The organism is Amycolatopsis sp. NPDC058340 (genome assembly GCF_042723975.1).
Classification (GTDB): domain Bacteria; phylum Actinomycetota; class Actinomycetes; order Mycobacteriales; family Pseudonocardiaceae; genus Amycolatopsis.
Genome location: NZ_JBHXIB010000016.1, coordinates 40,197 through 55,612 on the forward strand (window position 1 = coordinate 40,197; position 15,416 = coordinate 55,612).

Below are 15,416 nucleotides of genomic sequence, written 5' to 3' on the forward strand. Positions count from 1 at the left end.
TTCTAGTGGCGGAAAGCTTCGGCCAGCCACCACGAGCCGCCGTCGTCGGCGATCTTGGCGTCGACGACGAGCGGCGCGTCCCGCGGGCCGTCGAGCCATTCCTTGACGGCGGCGAGATCCTCGGCCGACCGCACGGTGACCCCGGCGCAGCCGAAACCGCGTCCGATCGCCGCGATGTCGGTGTCGGGGAACCGGACCGTCGTCATGTCCGCGGCGCCGAAGTGGTGGATCTCGGCGCCGTACGCCGCGTCGTTGTAGACGATGACGACGAGCGGGATCCGTAGCCGCACAGCGGTTTCCAGCTCGGAGAGGGCCATGTGGAACCCGCCGTCGCCCACCCCGAGCACGGGCAGGCGATCCGGCCGGGCCAGCGCGGCGCCGATCGCCGTCCCGAGGCCGAGCCCGATGCTTTGGAACGCCTGGGTGAAGCAGAAACCGTTCTCGTCGGGGACGGACAGGTACGCGCTCGGGTAGCCCATGAAGTTGCCGGAGTCGATCGAAACCACCCGTTCGGCGGGCAGGATTTCGTCGAGACGGCGGCTGAGCGTGCGCGGGTCGATCCTCCCGCCGCCGGATAGGTCGTTATACGGGACGTCGTTCCATCGTGTGCTTTCGGGGACTTCGCGGTTCCTTCTGTGGCTGCGCCTTTCGAGTTCGGCGTGCACGTCCACGGCCGTGCTGGTGACGTCGCCGACGACGCCCAGGTCGATCGGCCGGTGCGCGCCGAGCGCAGCCTGGTCGACGTCGACCTGGACCAGCCGGGCGGCCGGGCCGAGCAGCGTGCCGTGCCGGGTGGTCCACATGTTCAGCGCGCACCCCCAGCCGATCACGAGGTCGGCGTCCTTGACGAGGTCCGCCGCTCGCGGCGACGAAAAGCCGCCCGAGATCCCGATCGAGAAGGGATCGTCGTGGAAGAGGCCGTGCGCCACCGCCGAAGTCGCCAGCAACGCGCCGGACACCTCAGCGAGTTCTTTGAGTGGTGTGGCGCTCTCCCGTGCGCCGCGGCCGGCGATGAAGACCGGCCGCCGCGCTTCTACGACAAGGCCTGCCAGTTTCGCGATCACGTCCGCGCTCGGGCGGATCGACGCCGGGCCGGGGATTTGCGGTACTGGGACCGCTTCGGGCGCCTGCTGGGCTTGGACGTCGAGCGGCAGGTTGAGCAGGACTGTCCGTCGCTGCTGCACCGCCGTCCGATAGGCGCGGACGGTGTCGGCGACCGCGGTACGCGCGCCGTGCACGCGTTCGGGCACCGCGCCGACCGCGGCCGCGAGCGCGTCCTGGCCGACCCGGAAGTTCGACAGCACCGCCGACGCCGCGGTGTCCCCGGCCAAGACGATCATCGGGGTCCGGCTCTTGGCCGCCTCGGTGATCCCGGTGAGCGCGTTGGTCAGCCCGCAGCCCTGATGGAGACTCAATACTGAGACTCGGCCGCTCATCCGGGCGTACGCGTCGGCCATACTCGCGGCGCCGCCCTCGTGCCGCGCGGCGACGAACCGCGCGCCGCCCGCCCGCAACCCGTTGGTGGCCTCGAAGTTGCCGCTGCCCACGACCCCGAACGCCATGCCGACGCCGAGCTCCGCGAGCGTGCGGCCGACCAGCTCCGCGACGTTCATGCCCGCTCGACCAGCGCGTAGACCCTGGCGGGACTGCCGGAACCGCCGACGATCGGAAGCGGGCTGACGACCAGCAGCGATCCGGTGGGCGGCAGGCTCGCCAGGTTCCGCAACTGCGTCAAGCCGTGTTTCCCCGCGCCCAGGAGGAGTTCGTGGCACGGGAAGGCCGGTTCGAGGGCGAGTGCCTGCCCCGCGTCGGTGCCGACGGTCTCGACCCCGAACCCGGTGATCGGCGCCTCCTCCGCGAGCCAGCGAGCGCACTCCCCTGAAACACCGGGGGTGTGCGGGCCGTTCTCGTCGTTGTTGAGGAAGGTCTCCTGATCATGCGAACGAGCGTCCCAGCCCGTGCGATAGAGCAGCCAGCCACCATCGGGCAATGGCCCGTTCACCCGCTCCCACTCACGGATGTCCTCGACGGAAAGCAGGTAATCCGGGTCTTCGGCCGCGCGGGCCGACGCGTCGAGCACCACGGCCGGGGCGACCAGCGTGCGCAACGGCACCTCGGAGACGTCGTGGCCGTCCTTTCCCGACACCCAGTGCACGGGGACGTCGAGATGGGTCCCGGTGTGCTCGCCGGTGTGGATGTTGTTCCAGTACCAGCGCGGGCCGCGTTCGTCGTACCGGCTGATCTCCTCCAGGCCGAACGGGATCGTGTTCGCGAACGGCTCCGGCAACCGGAGGATCGGGGTGCTCGCGCTCAACGGGGCGGTGAGGTCGACGACCTCGATCGCGCCCGTGGTTATCGCGGAGTTCAGCTGGGCCAACAACGACATGCGTGCCTCCCGGGAATGACTGCGGCGTCTCGGCCACCTTAGGCGGATTTCGGGTTTGATGGGTCGCCTGAGACGTCGCCGATGGACTGAGGAGAAGATCGATGGTCGAGGTGGCACTGCGGTCGGTCGAGGATCGCGACCTGGACACCTTGTACGAGCTGATGCGTGACCCCGAATCGGTCCGGATGGCCGCGTTCGTCGCCAGGGATCCCAACGATCGCGAAGCGTTCGACCGCCACATGGTGAGGTTGCGGACTTCTCCGGACCTCATCGTGCGTGCGGTGACCGGTGATGGCCGCTTCCTCGGCACCATCGGCAGATTCTTCGTGGACGGCGACGCGGAAATCACCTACTGGATCGATCGTTCTGTTTGGGGACGGGGAATCGCCAGCCGTGCCCTCGCGCTGTTCCTGGAGATCGTCGAGGTCCGGCCTTTGTACGCGCGCGCCGCCAGTGACAATCTCGGGTCGCTTCGGGTGCTGCAGAAGGCGGGGTTCAGTGTTGTCGGGACCGAGGTCGCCTACGCGTCCGCTCGGGATGCCGAGATCGAGGAAACCATTCTGCGCCTTGATGCTTGAGGGGTCGGCTTGGGCAAGTGAGGCGTGCGGCGGCGTTGCGAAAGCCACTTTCGCAACGTTGAAGGTTGCGAAAGTGGCTTTCGCAACGTGCCCCACGGGGTATTCGAATGATTTTCGAGAAACCTTTTCGGATTCGCACACTTGTTCGACTGCTGGTATTCTTGTGGGGTGTCCAGTCAACGGATCCTCGAACCGCCGCACGAGTTGTGGCGTGCCGGTGCGCGGGAGCTCGCGCATGGGGTGGTGGAGCGGTTGTCGGTGGTGCGTCAGGCGTTGGCGAAGGTCGGGCAGTTCCTGGCCGAGATCGAGTCCCGGGGTCCGATGGAACTGTTCGGGCACCGCTCGACCGCCGGGTGGTTCGCCGAGACCGCCCGGATCAGCCCCAAAGAGGCCCGCGACACCGTCACCCGGGCGCTGACTGTGAACGAGAGCCGGAATCTGGACGGCACTCCGGCGCCGGCGTTCGCCCCGATTGCCGGTGCGGCGGCGGCGGAGGGTGATCTGGGGCATCAGCAGCTGGATCCGATCCTCGCGGTGCTGAAGAAGATCCCGGCCGATGCCACAGCGGACGACCGGACCGGTGCCGAGCAGATCCTGGTGACTCTGGCCCGCCACGCCGGGCCGCAGGAGATCACCAATGTCGGCGCGGACCTTCTCGCCCACCTCGATCCCGACGGCAACGAGCCTAAGGACGAGGATCTCAAACCACCGTCCCGCGAGGTATATCTCCGCAAACGCGAGGACGGCTGGTGGCGGCTCAACGGCTTACTGGACCCCGAATTCGGGGCCCGCACCAACGCCCTGTTCGAAACCTGGGGACAACGAAGACCCATCGACGAAGACGGCAACCGCGACCCCCGCACCCCCGGCGAACGCCACGGCGACGCACTCTTCGACGCCATCCACTACGCCATGACCAACGACAAAGCCCCCACCCTCTCCGGCGACCGCACCACCATCGTCATCACCATCCCCCTGGAAACTTTGACCTCCGGGCTCGGAGCCGCCTGCGTGGACGGAGTCACCCAGATCACCGCCCGACACGCCCGCATGCTCGCCTGCGACGCGAAAATCATCCCCGCCGTCCTCGGCACCGACAGCGAACCCCTCGACATCGGACGCGCCGCCCGCACCGTCACCCCCGCCCAACGCCGCGCCCTCAACCTCCGCGACCACGGATGCGCCTTCCCCGGCTGCCGACGAAAACCCAAACACTGCGAAGCCCACCACATACTCCCCTGGGGCCAACTCGGCGACACCGACCTCGACAACCTGTGCCTGCTCTGCCGATATCACCACATGGTCATCCACGGACAATCCGGCTGGAAAGTCCACACCACCAACAGCCGACCCGAATTCATCCCACCGCAGTATTTGGACCCGCTACAAACACCCCGCCGCAACCACCGCTGAACCCGAGGGAGCCCGCCGTCCACATGGCGACGGGCCCCTCGGCATGCCCTCACTCAGTTGAACCAGGTTCCGAACATCGAACTCTGCGACCGGCCCGCCAGTCGCTTCCCGAGATCGACGGCCTGTGCCTCGGTGAGCAGACAGATGTAGTCGGTGACGGCCCGGGCACAACGGGCCTCCTTGTCGCCCTTGAAGGTCCCTTTCGCCTCGTCGTCACGCTTGATGTCGCGGTAGATCACACGGAGGTGGATGGGGATCTTCGGACTGTTCGGCGACTTTTCCAGGCACATGAGCAACCGATCGAAGAGCGAACCGATGATTCTCTTCTGACCTTCCTGCTGGATGGCCAGTGGCGGTCTGTCGATCACATAGAACCACGTGAGCTCCTTCAACGCGGCGACCCGGTATTGACTCTCTTCGTCGACCTCGACATAAGGGGCCACGTCCACGAGCCGGACCGCGTCCACGAGCCTGGTGAGATGATTGCTGGTGATCATGTTCATTTGAACCCGGTTCTCGCGAGTGTCCCAGCACTGCGACCTGAGACTTTCACCGAACTCGCCGACGATCGCGTCGATCTGCTCCCGAAAGCGATGTTCGTTGAAACCGTTGATCTTCCTCAACCGTCGGCGACCGTGCTTGAGGATGCGCTTCTTGTCGATCGCGAGGTTGTGCAACGGGATCAGCCCGGCCCGGAAATAGTCCTCGAGGTCATGCGTCGCGTAGCTGATGTCGTCGGCCCAGTCCATGAGGATCGCGTTCGCGGAGCGCAAATCACCACGGCTACCGTCCCGGACCCATTCGAAATCGTCTCGCTCGGTCTGGTAGGCGCCCCATTTCTCGCCGTAGCCACGGTTGGTCCACGATGTGATGGGTTTGGCCGAATCCCGCGGCTTGAGGCGCGGGTACTTGAGGATCGCGTTCAACGTCGCCCGGGTCAGGTTGAGGCCCATGTGCTCCTCCTTCCGCCGGGCGAGCTTCGTCACCACCCGGAAGGACTGCGCATTCCCTTCGAAGCCCTCCAGCCCGGCGATCTGCGCCAAACGCTGATCGAGGACCTCCTCGGCGATGTGCCCGAACGGCGGATGGCCGATGTCGTGCACGAGGCCCGCCGTCTCGACGACGTCCTCGTTCAAGTCCGACTCCGGCGCGAATTCCCCTGGACCGCACTGAGCGCGCAGATGCTGCACGAGTCTTCGGCCCATTTGCGCGACCTTCAAACTGTGCGTGAGCCGGTTGTGCAGCACCAGTTGCTCATTGACCGCGGCGACCTGGGTCACTCCGGCCAGTCTGCGAAACGCGGACGAGTAGAGCACTCGATCACGATCGCGCTGGTACGCGTCGCGATAGGTCTCCTTCTCTTGAACTTCGTGGCGCCGGGCAATTCCCTTCGACATGGTCCCTCCTCGTCATGACTCAAAGAGCCTTGAAAAGGAGGCGGAGAACGACAGAGAACCGTTAACGCCCGGACCGGAGAGACGGAACCATCGGTATTCGTTCGCGACCGAACCGCAACCCCCGGCTCAGTCCACCATCATCAAATCCAGCCCCCGCACCCGTTCCCGGTCCGCGATGACGTCGATCTCGCTGATCTTCCCGTCCACGAACACGAACGCGAGCACCACCGAAGGCCGTCCTTCGTTTGCCATCACGAGGCCGATGTCGCCGTTCACCAGCGCGAGCTGGGTGACCGCCGCCCGCACCGAAGCGGCCGCCGCGCCGCGTGCGACCACGCTGGCGCCGCGCAGGTAGATCGGCTCGCGCGACGGGCCAGCCGCCTTGTCCGCGCGGAGGACGACGTCGGGATGCAAAAGCTCGAGGAGCGCCGCGAAGTCTCCGCCGCGGGCCGCGGCCAGGTAGGCGTCGACGACCTGGCGCCGTCGCGCGAGGTCCGGTTCCGCGGCGGTGGGGCGGCCCTGGACACGGCGCCGGGCCCGGCTCGCGAGTTGCCTCGCGGCGGCCGGGGTGCGGTCGATCAGCGGGGCGATCTCCTCGAACGGCACCGCGAACATGTCGTGCAGGACGAACGCGAGCCGTTCGGCGGGGGCCAGCGTGTCCAGGACCACCATCATCGCCAGCCCCACCGAATCGGCGAGCACCGCGTCGGCGGCGGGATCGACCATGGAGTCGGCGGGCTCGGAGAACGCGGCGTCGAGCGGTTCCTCCCGCCGGTGGTCGCGCGAGCGCAGCACGTTCAGGCACACCCGTGCCACCACCGTGGTCAGCCAGCCGCCGAGGTTCTCGATCTCCTCCGCGTCGGCGCGGTTCAGCCGCAGCCACGTGTCCTGGACGGCGTCTTCGGCCTCACTGGCCGAACCCAGCATCCGGTAGGCCACCGCCCGCAGCCTGACCCGGTGTTCCTCGAAGCGTTCCGTCAGCCGATCCACCGTTCATATCTAACAGCCACCGAGATCGTCGGTGAACCGCACGCCCGAAGACCGGTACGACGCGGCCCGTTCGGCGGCGGCCTGCGGCGTCAGCACCTCGTTCTTCGCGTAGTAGACCCAGTCCACCTGTTCGAGATAAGTGCTCGTCCCGCCGCTGTGCTGCGTGAGGTCGATGAACCACTGATTCACGTTCAACGACATGTTCTGCCGCGGGTACACGTCGAACGGCCCACCGCGATCGTGGTCGGCCACCAGCGCGCCGTCGATGTAGTACCGCACATGGCCGTCGGACACGGTCGCGACGACGGAGCGCCATCCGTCGATGCTGCGGCGCTGGCTGTCGCTCTTGTTCTCGGCATACCAGGGATCCGGCGTGTAGGTGTGCCAGCTGGTCTGGAAGTTCACCGGGCCCGCCTCGCCCCAGCCGCCGTTGGGCAGGTACTCCGAGAAGTCCAGCTCGCTGTAGATCGGGTCGTTGTCGTAGCGGAGCGGGCTGATCGTGAAGAACGTCTGGTTGATCCGGTCGCCGTCGGGGCCGGACACCGGCGCGTCGGAGAAGCGGATCCGCGCCGCGTACGTCCCTTCGAAGAACCGCCGGTCGGGCTGCATGATCTCGGTCTGTGTCGTCCCCGCGGGCGTGCCGTCGGTGGTGGAGGCGAGTTGCAGCACCTTGTCCCCGCCGGATGTCGGGAACGTGATGCCCTCAGGCGCCCAGCGCGCGCCGCCGACACCGGGGCCGCCCGCGCCGGACCGCACCTGCCAGCCGTGCTGGGCGAGGAGACCGTCGGTGTGCGAGCCGTAGTGGAAGTCGTCGAACAGCGCCCCGCAACCGGCCGCTCCGGCGGCGGCTCCCGGCGCCAGACCCAGTGCGGCGACCGACAGCGCCGCGACGGCGGCGGCGCGGAACTTCCCTGAGGTCGACATCTCGTCTCCTTTACCACTGGTCAGTTTCTTTCCACCGTCGCCCGGTGAAGTGGTAAAGTCAATAGGTCTAGACAACTTGTCCACCAGCCAATTCACGCTGACCACTGGGTAGGCTGTGGTCATGCGGCGAACAGAGGTCAAGGATCGGCTACGCCAGCTCATCGAGCGGCGGCAGCCGGGTGAGGTCCTGCCTTCGGAACGCGCGCTGAGCACCGAAATCGGCGTCTCGCGCCCCACCTTGCGGGCCGCGATCGACGAACTGGAACGCGACGGTCTCGTGGTCCGCGAGCACGGCCGCGGCACGTTCACCGCGCCGCGCAAGATCTCCCAGGACCTCCTGCCCGCCACCGGCGGCGAGCAGTTCGCCCCGCCCGCCGAAGGCCACTGGACGAGCCGCGTGATCGACTTCGCCACCACCCCGGCGGGCGCCCGGCTCGGCAAACGGCTCGAGGTCTCGCCCGGCCACACCCTGGTCGCGGTCACTCGCGTCCGCGTCGTCGAAGAGGCGCCGATGGCGATCGAGCGGATCCTGGTCCCGCGCGACCTCGTGCCCGACATCACGGCCGCGGGTTTCGAGTCCGGCTCGTTCTACGAGCTGCTCCGCACGCGGTACGAGGTCGTGCCCGCGACGGCCGTGCAGATCATCGAACCGACCGTCACCGACGCGGGCGAGTCCGGCCTGCTCGGCGTCCCGCAGCACTCCCCCGCCCTGCTGTTCGAACGCACCACCCGCGACGACGGCGGCCGCGTGATCGAGTACACCCGCTCGATCTACCGGGGCGACCGCTACCGGATCACCTCGCGTCTGACGTTCGACCACACCTCGGGCTGACTCCGGCGCGCCGGGGCCGTCGCCGCGCGAGTCCGTGTAAGACTCCCGGGCGATGTACACCCCGTCCGATCTCGCCGACCTGCTCGAATGCGAGCACCGCAGCCTCCTGAACCAGGCGCTGGCCGCCGGCCTGCCGGGAGCGCCACGGCCGGGCTCCGGGCCGGACCAGCTGGCGGTCACGCACGGGCGCGCGCACGAGGCCGCGACGCTGGACAAACTGCGCGGCGAGCGGAGCGCCGTCGTCGAGATCGACGAACGTGATCCGGCCGTCGCCGCGAAGGCCACCGAAGAAGCGCTTCGGGCCGGTGCTCCGGTGATCTACCAAGCGGTCTTCCACGACGGCGAGTTCTCCGGCCGGGCCGATTTCCTGATGCGGGACGACGAAGGCCGCTACGAGGTCTACGACACGAAGCTGGCCAGGCACGCGAAGCCCGCCGCGGTCGTCCAGCTGACCGCGTACGCCGACGCCCTGCGCCGGGCGGGCTGGCCCGCCGGTCCGCGAATGCATCTCCTGCTGGGCGATCACAGCACGCGGTCGTTCCGCGTCGACGACTTCCTCCCGCTGGTGGACCGGCTCCGCGCCCGGCTGCGGAACCGGCCGCCCACCCTGCCGGTCCGGCTCTGGGCCGACGAGCGGCCCGCGTGCGGCGGCTGCTCCTATGCCGCGCACTGCGCGAGCGCCCGCGAAGCCGACCGTGACCTTTCGCTGGTCGCGGGGATGCGCGGCGACCAGCGGCGCAAACTCGTCGCCGCCGGGCTCGGCACCATCGACGCGCTCGCGGCCGCCGCACCGGAAGACCGCCCGCGCGACATCTCGACGACGTCGTTCGCCACGCTGCGCGCCCAGGCCGCGATCCAGGTCCGGCAGGACGAGACCGGGCAGATCGCCTACGAGGTCATCGATCCGGACGCGCTGGCCGAACTGCCGCCGCCCGCGCCCGGTGACGTCTTCTTCGACATGGAAGGCGACCCGTACGCGCTGGCGGGCGAAGGGCTCGAATACCTCTTCGGCGCCGTGACCGACGACGGCGGCACGAAGTTCACGCCCTTCTGGGCGCACAACCGGTCGCAGGAGAAGCGGGCCTTCGAAGAGTTCGTCGACTTCGCCACCGCGAGGCTCGCCGAGCATCCCGGCTCGCACGTCTACCACTACGCGCCGTACGAGGTCACCGCGATCAAGCGGCTCGCCGCCGTGCACGGGACCCGGGAGGACGCCGTCGACCACTTGCTGCGCAGCGGCGGCCTGGTGGACCTGTATTCCGTGGTGCGCAAGGCACTCCGGGTCTCGCAGCGGTCGTACTCGATCAAGTATCTCGAACCGCTCTACATGCCGGAGGCTCGCGACGGCGACGTCAAGACGGCGGTGTCGAGCATCGAGGCCTACGAGGAATACCTGACGCTGACCGCCTCCGGCGAGACCGAGCACGCGGACGAAGTGCTGCGAGGGATCAGCGACTACAACGAATACGACTGCGTCTCCACACTGCGGCTGTTCGAGTTCCTGCACAAGGTCCGTGCGGAGAAAGGGATCGCGCTCGCCGAGCCGCCCGAAGAGTCCGATGTGGACGCTCTGCTCCGCCAGACCGAAGAGGACGTCGCGGCCCAGAAACGCGCCGAACGCGCGGCGCAGCTGGCCGTGCTGGTCGATCCTCTCCTGGAGGGCCTGCCCGACGATCCGGCCGAGTTCACCGGCGAGGATCGCGCCCGCGCGCTGCTGGCCGCGTCGGTCGGCTACCACCGCCGCGAGACGAATCCGGCGTGGTGGGAGTACTTCCGCCAGCTGGCCGCGCCGCTCGGTGATCTGGAGACCGACAACGCCTGCACCGTCCCGGTTTCGCTGGAGGCCGGGGAATGGGTGCCGCCGTCGGGCCGGGTCCGCAAGGCGAAGCGCTCGCTAGTGCTCCGCTGCGACCCGGACCGCCCGCATCCCTTCGCCCCCGGCGACGACGTCCGCCTGCGGTACGGCGCGGCCGCGCGCGACGCGAAGGTCGTCTCGGCCACCGCCGTGGAACTGACGCTCGAAGAAGGCTGCCCACCCGACGAGACCACCGCCGACCGGCCGGTCGCGGTGCTGCCCGGGAGCCCGGTCCGCCCCTCCCCCAAGGACGACGCCGTCGCGGACCTGGCCCGTCTGGTCGTCGACGGGCTGCCGACGCTGCCCGCGCATCCCGGCGTCGATCTGCTCCGGCGCACGACACCCCGGCTTCGCGACGACAAGTCCCTGCCCGAGCCCGGGACCGACCTGGTGAACACGGTGATCGAGGCCGTCGAGGCGCTCGATGGCTCCACACTCGCCGTCCAAGGCCCGCCGGGCGCGGGCAAGACCTATCTCGCCGGCAGGCTCATCGCGAAACTCGTGCGCGCGGGCAAGACGATCGCCGTCACCTCGACCAGCCACAAGGCCGTGGAGAACGTGCTGTCCGCCGCGCTGAAGAACGCGCCGGATCTGCCGTGTGCGAAACGCGCCAAACGCACCCCGGATCCGGCCGCGCCGTGGGAGCAGCCGAAGACCAATCCCGCGCTGGTGAAGTGGCGCGAGGAGCACGACACCGGCCATCTGGTCGGCGGCACCGCCTGGACGTTCGCGAACGCCGCGATCCGGGAGGAGCCGTTCGACCTGCTGATCATCGACGAGGCGGGCCAGTTCGCCCTCGCCGACGCGCTCGCGGTGTCGATGTGCGCCAAGAATCTTCTGCTGCTGGGCGATCCGCAGCAATTGCCGCAGGTCGTACAGGGCACGCATCCCGCGGGCGCCGAGGCGTCCGCGCTCGGGCACCTGATCGGCGAGGCCGACATCATCCCGGCCGAACTCGGGTACTTCCTCGACGAGACCCGGCGGATGCATCCGGCCGTCTGCGCGCCGGTGTCGCGGCTGTCCTACGCGGGCCGTCTGCACTCGCATCCCTCGGCCGCCGAACGGGCGATCGACGGCGTCGAATCGGGCCTGTACCTCGCCGAGGTCGACCACCACGGCAACACGACGCGGTCGGTCGAGGAGGCCGAGGCGGTGACCGCCCTCGTCGCCGAGCTTCACGGCCGCGCCTGGACCGATCACGGCGAGGCCCGGCCGCTCGGCGACGAGGACATCCTGGTCGTGGCGCCGTACAACCTGCAGGCCCGGGTCGTCGCCCGCGCGCTGGACGAGGCCGGGCATCCCGGCGTGCGCGTGGGCACGGTGGACCGGTTCCAGGGGCAGGAGGCGCCGGTGGTGATCACCACGATGACCTCGTCCTCGGCGGTCGATCTGCCCCGTGGGCTGGACTTCCTCCTCTCCCGGAACCGGCTCAACGTGGCGCTCTCGCGGGCACAGGCGCTCGCGATCGTGGTCTGTTCACCACGGCTCGTCGAGGCCGACATCCGCACGGTCGACCAGATGCGGCTGGTTTCGGGCATGCTCGGGTTGATGACCGAAGCCGTGCCATGGCACGCAGGACGGAGTGGACGATGACCGAGAAGAACCCGGACAAGGAGATCCTCGACGCCGAGATCGTCGAAGAGTCGCCGACCGCGCCGATCGAGGTCCCGGAGCCGGACTACAGCGAGGGCGGCGTTCCCTCGTTCGACCACGTGCGGGATCGGATCGAGCAGCGGTACACGACGTCGCTGGGCTCGACCGAACTCGCCGGCCTCGGCGGCAAGGAAGACGTCGCTTCGCTGGACAAGAAGATCGCCGACCGCGACAAGGCCGCGAAGGACAAGCTGGCCGAGATCCGCCGCGCGATGCGGGAGCAGTGACGGTGATCGAAAACCGCACTCGCGTGATCAGACGCAGCCACCGAGTTCGCCTTCCAATCACGTGAGTTACGCCTTAACGACCCCAATGCGGTGAGCCTGCCTTCGCCGCGATGGCCCGCGCCTTCCGGTAGTGCCCGGCGGCGGCTTCCGGCAGACCGAGTGCCGTGGCCAGGTCACCGAGGTAGCAGGCGACCGGGCGGAGGGTGAGCATCCCGCTCCCGGCACCGGCGATCTCGCCCTCGGCGGGCAGAAGCTCCGCGTACAGGCGTTCCATCGCCGTCCGGTCGCCGAGCTCGATCGCGACCACGGCGTGCAGACAGGTGCGGGCCTCGAACAGCAGGTCCCGGGGCGAATCCGGGATCGGCGGCACCGGACGGCACCAGCTTTCGTAAGCGCCGTAGCTCTCTTCTCGCGCTTCCGGTGGCAAACCACGCTGGATCCGGTCGCAGAACAGGGCGAACGCGAGGATCCCGTTGTCCACTCCGGACATGGCCGTTCCGGCGAGCCCCGCCGCCGCGGCACGGTAGGCGGCTTCCCCACCGGGGCCGGTCATCGCGGTCCGCATCGCGCGATACCACCGGGTGAACACGCCGACCAGCGGAAGCCCGTACTTCTCGCCGAGCCCGTCCGCGGCCGCGGCGTGCCGGTCCGCGGCCGCGAAATCCGCGAGCGCGCTCTTCGCCTGCAGGAGCACGAGATGGCCGAGCACCTCGAACGTCACCAGTCCGTGCCGCGTGGCGAGGTCGACCAGTTCGGTGCCGATCGCCGCCCGCTCGGGGGCGAGCCCCGCGCGGTCGAAGGACTGCAGGAACCGGGCGTTGAGCGCGAACGCGAGCAACGCCGGGTCATCGAGCCCGCGGGCGAGTGCCTCGGCCTCCCTGGCCGCCTCGCGAGCCCGCGCCCCGCCCTCGTTGCGCAGGTCGACCGCGAGCGTGGCCAGCAGGCGGCACCGCTCGGTCCGGCGTCCGGCCGGCAGCGCGGCGAGGGTCCGCTCGACGGCGCCCGCGATCCGGGACGCGAGTTCCCTGTCGTCGCTTTCGGTCCAGATGGCGGGAACGTCGAAGGCGCCGATCATCCGCGCGGTCAGCAGCGGATCGTCCAGCTTTTCCGCCAGTTCCAGCGCTTCCGCCCGATGCCGCCGGGACTGGCCGAGGCCACCGGCGACGGCCGAAGCGCGCGCCTTGCCCATGATCAGCTCCAGCCGCTTCTCCGGATCGGAGCCGCCGGATCGGTCGTACGCGCTGAGCGCGGCATCCCAGAGTCGCGCCGCTTCCGTTGAGGCGAAACGACTTTCGGCCTGTTCCGCGGCTGCTCGCGCGTACCGGGCGGCACGGTCGCCATGCTCCCCGGACAGCAGGAAATGGTGCGCCAGCGCGTCGACGTCGTCCGGGCGAAGACGTTCCAGTACCTCGGCTGTCCCGCCGTGTTCGCGCGCCCGCCGCGAACGTGAGAGGTCGTGGTAGAGCGTGTCCCGCACGAGCGCGTGCGCGAACCGGAACCGGTTCGGCGCCCGCTCGGCCAGGATTCCTTGCCTGGCCGCGATCTCCACCGCGTCAAGGGCGGTTTCCCCCACCAGGGCCTCGAGCACGTCCAGATCGACGTCCGTACCGATCACCGCCGCGCGCCGCACCACACCGCGGACCTCGTCCGGTAACGCGTCCACCCGGTGCCGGACGACGTCGCGGACTCCCGGCGGCACCGCGGCCAACGCGGCCTGCCCCTCGGCGGCCAGCAGGCGGGCCAGTTCACGGACGAAGAACGCGTTCCCGCCGCTGCGCCGGTGGATCGCCGCGGCGGTTTCCGGATCGACGTCCTCCCCGATCGTGGCCCTGACCAGCGCGGCGACCTCGGTCTCGGGCAGCCCGCCGAGATAGATCCGCGCCGGCTCGTGGCGGGCGGCCCGGCCGAGGAAATCCGTCAACCGCGCGGGCGGGTCGGTGCCGCGATAGGTCGCGACGATCAGCACCGGCTCGTCCAGTACCGAGGTCAGCAGCGCCAACGTCTCCTCGCCCGCCCAGTGCAGGTCGTCGAGGACGAGCAGCAAGGGAGCGGCACCGGACAGATAGGAGGCGACCGCCCGGTGCCATCGCCAGCGCGCGGCCAGGGGATCTTCGATCGCCGGGTCCGCGACCGGTGGCGCGCCGTATCCCGCGTCGGCGAGCGTGGCGAGGATCCGGGTCCAGGCGTAGGCGGGCGGCGCGCCCTCGTCGTCGGGGTTGTTTCCCCAGGCCGTGGTCCAGCCACGCGCGGCGAGACGGGCGGAGAACGCCTCGGCGAGCGCTGTCTTCCCCACCCCCGCCTCACCCGACACGAGCACCAGCCGCGACCCCTCCGAGGCCTCTTCGAGCCTGGCCAGTTCCGCGTCCCGCCCGATCAACGGCCGCTCGCGGATCGTGGGCACGGACGGCCGGAGCCGGGGCGCTTGCGCCAGGATGTCGGCTTCCAGGTCTCGCAGGCCCGCGCCGGGGTCGATGCCGAGCTCGTCGGCGAGCCGTTCCCGCGTGGCGCGCAACACCGCCAGGGCGTCGCCTTGCCGCCCGGAACGGTAGAGCGCCAAGGCCAGCAGCCGGGAACCGTTTTCTCGCAAGGGATACTCGCGGACCCGTGGTTCCAGTTCGGGGACGATCTCGGCGGCCCGGCCGAGCGTGAGCAGGGCTTCGGCACGGAGTTCACCGGCCAGCAACCGGAGTTCGGTGAGCCGGGAGACCTCGCCGAGCGCCCAGCCTTCCTCGGCGAACCCGGCGTACGCGGGGCCGCGCCACAGCGCGAGCGCGGTGTCCACTTGGGACAGTGCGGCGTCCGCCCGGCGGGCGTCGAGGAGCTCACGGGCCGTGGCGACGCCGGCCTCGAAGTCCCACGCGTCGACGGAATCCGCGTGCAGCGCGTAGCCGCGGGCGACCGTGACGAGCAGCCGCGCGGGCTCACGGGGCGCGCGATCCGGTTCCAGCGCGCGGCGCAAGGCACCGACGAAGGTCTGGACCGCGCCGACCGCACCCTCGGGCGGCCGTTCCCACAGGTCGTCGACCAGGCGTTCCACCGGCACGACCCGGCCGCGGGCGATCAGCAGCCTGGCCAGCACCGCGCGGTGCCGCGGGCCCTTGAGCCCGACTTCGCCTCGTCCGTCCTCGGCCACGAGCGGGCCGAGCACCCCGAACCTCATC

At 69.6% G+C, this 15,416-nt stretch carries 11 protein-coding genes; 5 read left to right on the plus strand and 6 right to left on the minus strand.

The features are described 5' to 3' along the window. Positions 1 to 2 precede the first annotated feature (2 nt). A complete protein-coding gene (locus tag ACFWIW_RS20000) occupies positions 3 to 1,613 on the minus strand; it encodes a thiamine pyrophosphate-binding protein (protein ID WP_378369792.1) in 1,611 nt (536 codons plus the stop codon). After that, complete coding sequence (locus tag ACFWIW_RS20005; protein WP_378369793.1) at positions 1,610 to 2,386, minus strand: cyclase family protein; 777 nt, start codon at positions 2,384 to 2,386, stop codon at positions 1,610 to 1,612. The genes ACFWIW_RS20000 and ACFWIW_RS20005 overlap by 4 nt, the downstream gene beginning before the upstream one ends. A 101-nt stretch (positions 2,387 to 2,487) precedes the next feature. Between ACFWIW_RS20005 and ACFWIW_RS20010 the strand changes: the two genes are divergently transcribed. Beyond that, positions 2,488 to 2,964: a GNAT family N-acetyltransferase gene (locus ACFWIW_RS20010; RefSeq protein ID WP_378369794.1), complete on the plus strand. Its 477-nt coding sequence runs from the start codon at positions 2,488 to 2,490 to the stop codon at positions 2,962 to 2,964. 168 nt (positions 2,965 to 3,132) lie between these two features. Continuing rightward, positions 3,133 to 4,377, plus strand: coding sequence for a DUF222 domain-containing protein (locus tag ACFWIW_RS20015; RefSeq protein ID WP_378369795.1), 1,245 nt, complete (start codon positions 3,133 to 3,135; stop codon positions 4,375 to 4,377). Between the two features lie 53 nt (positions 4,378 to 4,430). Here ACFWIW_RS20015 and ACFWIW_RS20020 read toward each other — a convergent pair whose 3' ends face one another. The 3 genes from ACFWIW_RS20020 to ACFWIW_RS20030 form a co-directional block, all read right to left on the minus strand. Beyond that, entirely contained in the window at positions 4,431 to 5,774 is a 1,344-nt protein-coding gene (locus ACFWIW_RS20020) for a deoxyguanosinetriphosphate triphosphohydrolase family protein (protein ID WP_378369796.1), read from the minus strand. Between the two features lie 126 nt (positions 5,775 to 5,900). Then, entirely contained in the window at positions 5,901 to 6,764 is an 864-nt protein-coding gene (locus tag ACFWIW_RS20025) for a sigma-70 family RNA polymerase sigma factor (protein ID WP_378369797.1), read from the minus strand. A gap of 9 nt (positions 6,765 to 6,773) precedes the next feature. Continuing rightward, positions 6,774 to 7,688, minus strand: coding sequence for a glycoside hydrolase family 16 protein (locus tag ACFWIW_RS20030; protein WP_378369798.1), 915 nt, complete (start codon positions 7,686 to 7,688; stop codon positions 6,774 to 6,776). 121 nt (positions 7,689 to 7,809) lie between these two features. On the opposite strand from ACFWIW_RS20030, the gene ACFWIW_RS20035 reads away from it, so the two are divergent. Genes ACFWIW_RS20035 through ACFWIW_RS20045 form a run of 3 tightly spaced genes read left to right on the plus strand, consistent with a single transcriptional unit; the run spans position 7,810 to position 12,255 of the window. Beyond that, on the plus strand, positions 7,810 to 8,520 hold the full coding sequence (locus ACFWIW_RS20035) for a GntR family transcriptional regulator (protein WP_378369799.1): 711 nt from the start codon (positions 7,810 to 7,812) through the stop codon (positions 8,518 to 8,520). Between the two features lie 52 nt (positions 8,521 to 8,572). Next, entirely contained in the window at positions 8,573 to 11,968 is a 3,396-nt protein-coding gene (locus ACFWIW_RS20040; RefSeq protein ID WP_378369800.1) for a TM0106 family RecB-like putative nuclease, read from the plus strand. Continuing rightward, on the plus strand, positions 11,965 to 12,255 hold the full coding sequence (locus tag ACFWIW_RS20045) for a hypothetical protein (protein ID WP_378369801.1): 291 nt from the start codon (positions 11,965 to 11,967) through the stop codon (positions 12,253 to 12,255). The genes ACFWIW_RS20040 and ACFWIW_RS20045 overlap by 4 nt, the downstream gene beginning before the upstream one ends. A 73-nt stretch (positions 12,256 to 12,328) precedes the next feature. Here ACFWIW_RS20045 and ACFWIW_RS20050 read toward each other — a convergent pair whose 3' ends face one another. After that, positions 12,329 to 15,415, minus strand: coding sequence for a BTAD domain-containing putative transcriptional regulator (locus tag ACFWIW_RS20050; protein ID WP_378369802.1), 3,087 nt, complete (start codon positions 15,413 to 15,415; stop codon positions 12,329 to 12,331). Between the last annotated feature and the right edge of the window lies 1 nt (position 15,416).

What these genes read in the sequence shown, in the direction of transcription:
- ACFWIW_RS20000 (WP_378369792.1), bottom strand. Translation starts at nt 1,613, where the DNA reads ATGAACGTCGCGGAGCTGGTCGGCCGCACGCTCGCGGAGCTCGGCGTC.
- ACFWIW_RS20005 (WP_378369793.1), bottom strand. Translation starts at nt 2,386, where the DNA reads ATGTCGTTGTTGGCCCAGCTGAACTCCGCGATAACCACGGGCGCGATC.
- ACFWIW_RS20010 (WP_378369794.1), top strand. Translation starts at nt 2,488, where the DNA reads ATGGTCGAGGTGGCACTGCGGTCGGTCGAGGATCGCGACCTGGACACC.
- ACFWIW_RS20020 (WP_378369796.1), bottom strand. Translation starts at nt 5,774, where the DNA reads ATGTCGAAGGGAATTGCCCGGCGCCACGAAGTTCAAGAGAAGGAGACC.
- ACFWIW_RS20030 (WP_378369798.1), bottom strand. Translation starts at nt 7,688, where the DNA reads ATGTCGACCTCAGGGAAGTTCCGCGCCGCCGCCGTCGCGGCGCTGTCG.
- ACFWIW_RS20035 (WP_378369799.1), top strand. Translation starts at nt 7,810, where the DNA reads ATGCGGCGAACAGAGGTCAAGGATCGGCTACGCCAGCTCATCGAGCGG.
- ACFWIW_RS20040 (WP_378369800.1), top strand. Translation starts at nt 8,573, where the DNA reads ATGTACACCCCGTCCGATCTCGCCGACCTGCTCGAATGCGAGCACCGC.
- ACFWIW_RS20045 (WP_378369801.1), top strand. Translation starts at nt 11,965, where the DNA reads ATGACCGAGAAGAACCCGGACAAGGAGATCCTCGACGCCGAGATCGTC.
- ACFWIW_RS20050 (WP_378369802.1), bottom strand. Translation starts at nt 15,415, where the DNA reads ATGAGGTTCGGGGTGCTCGGCCCGCTCGTGGCCGAGGACGGACGAGGC.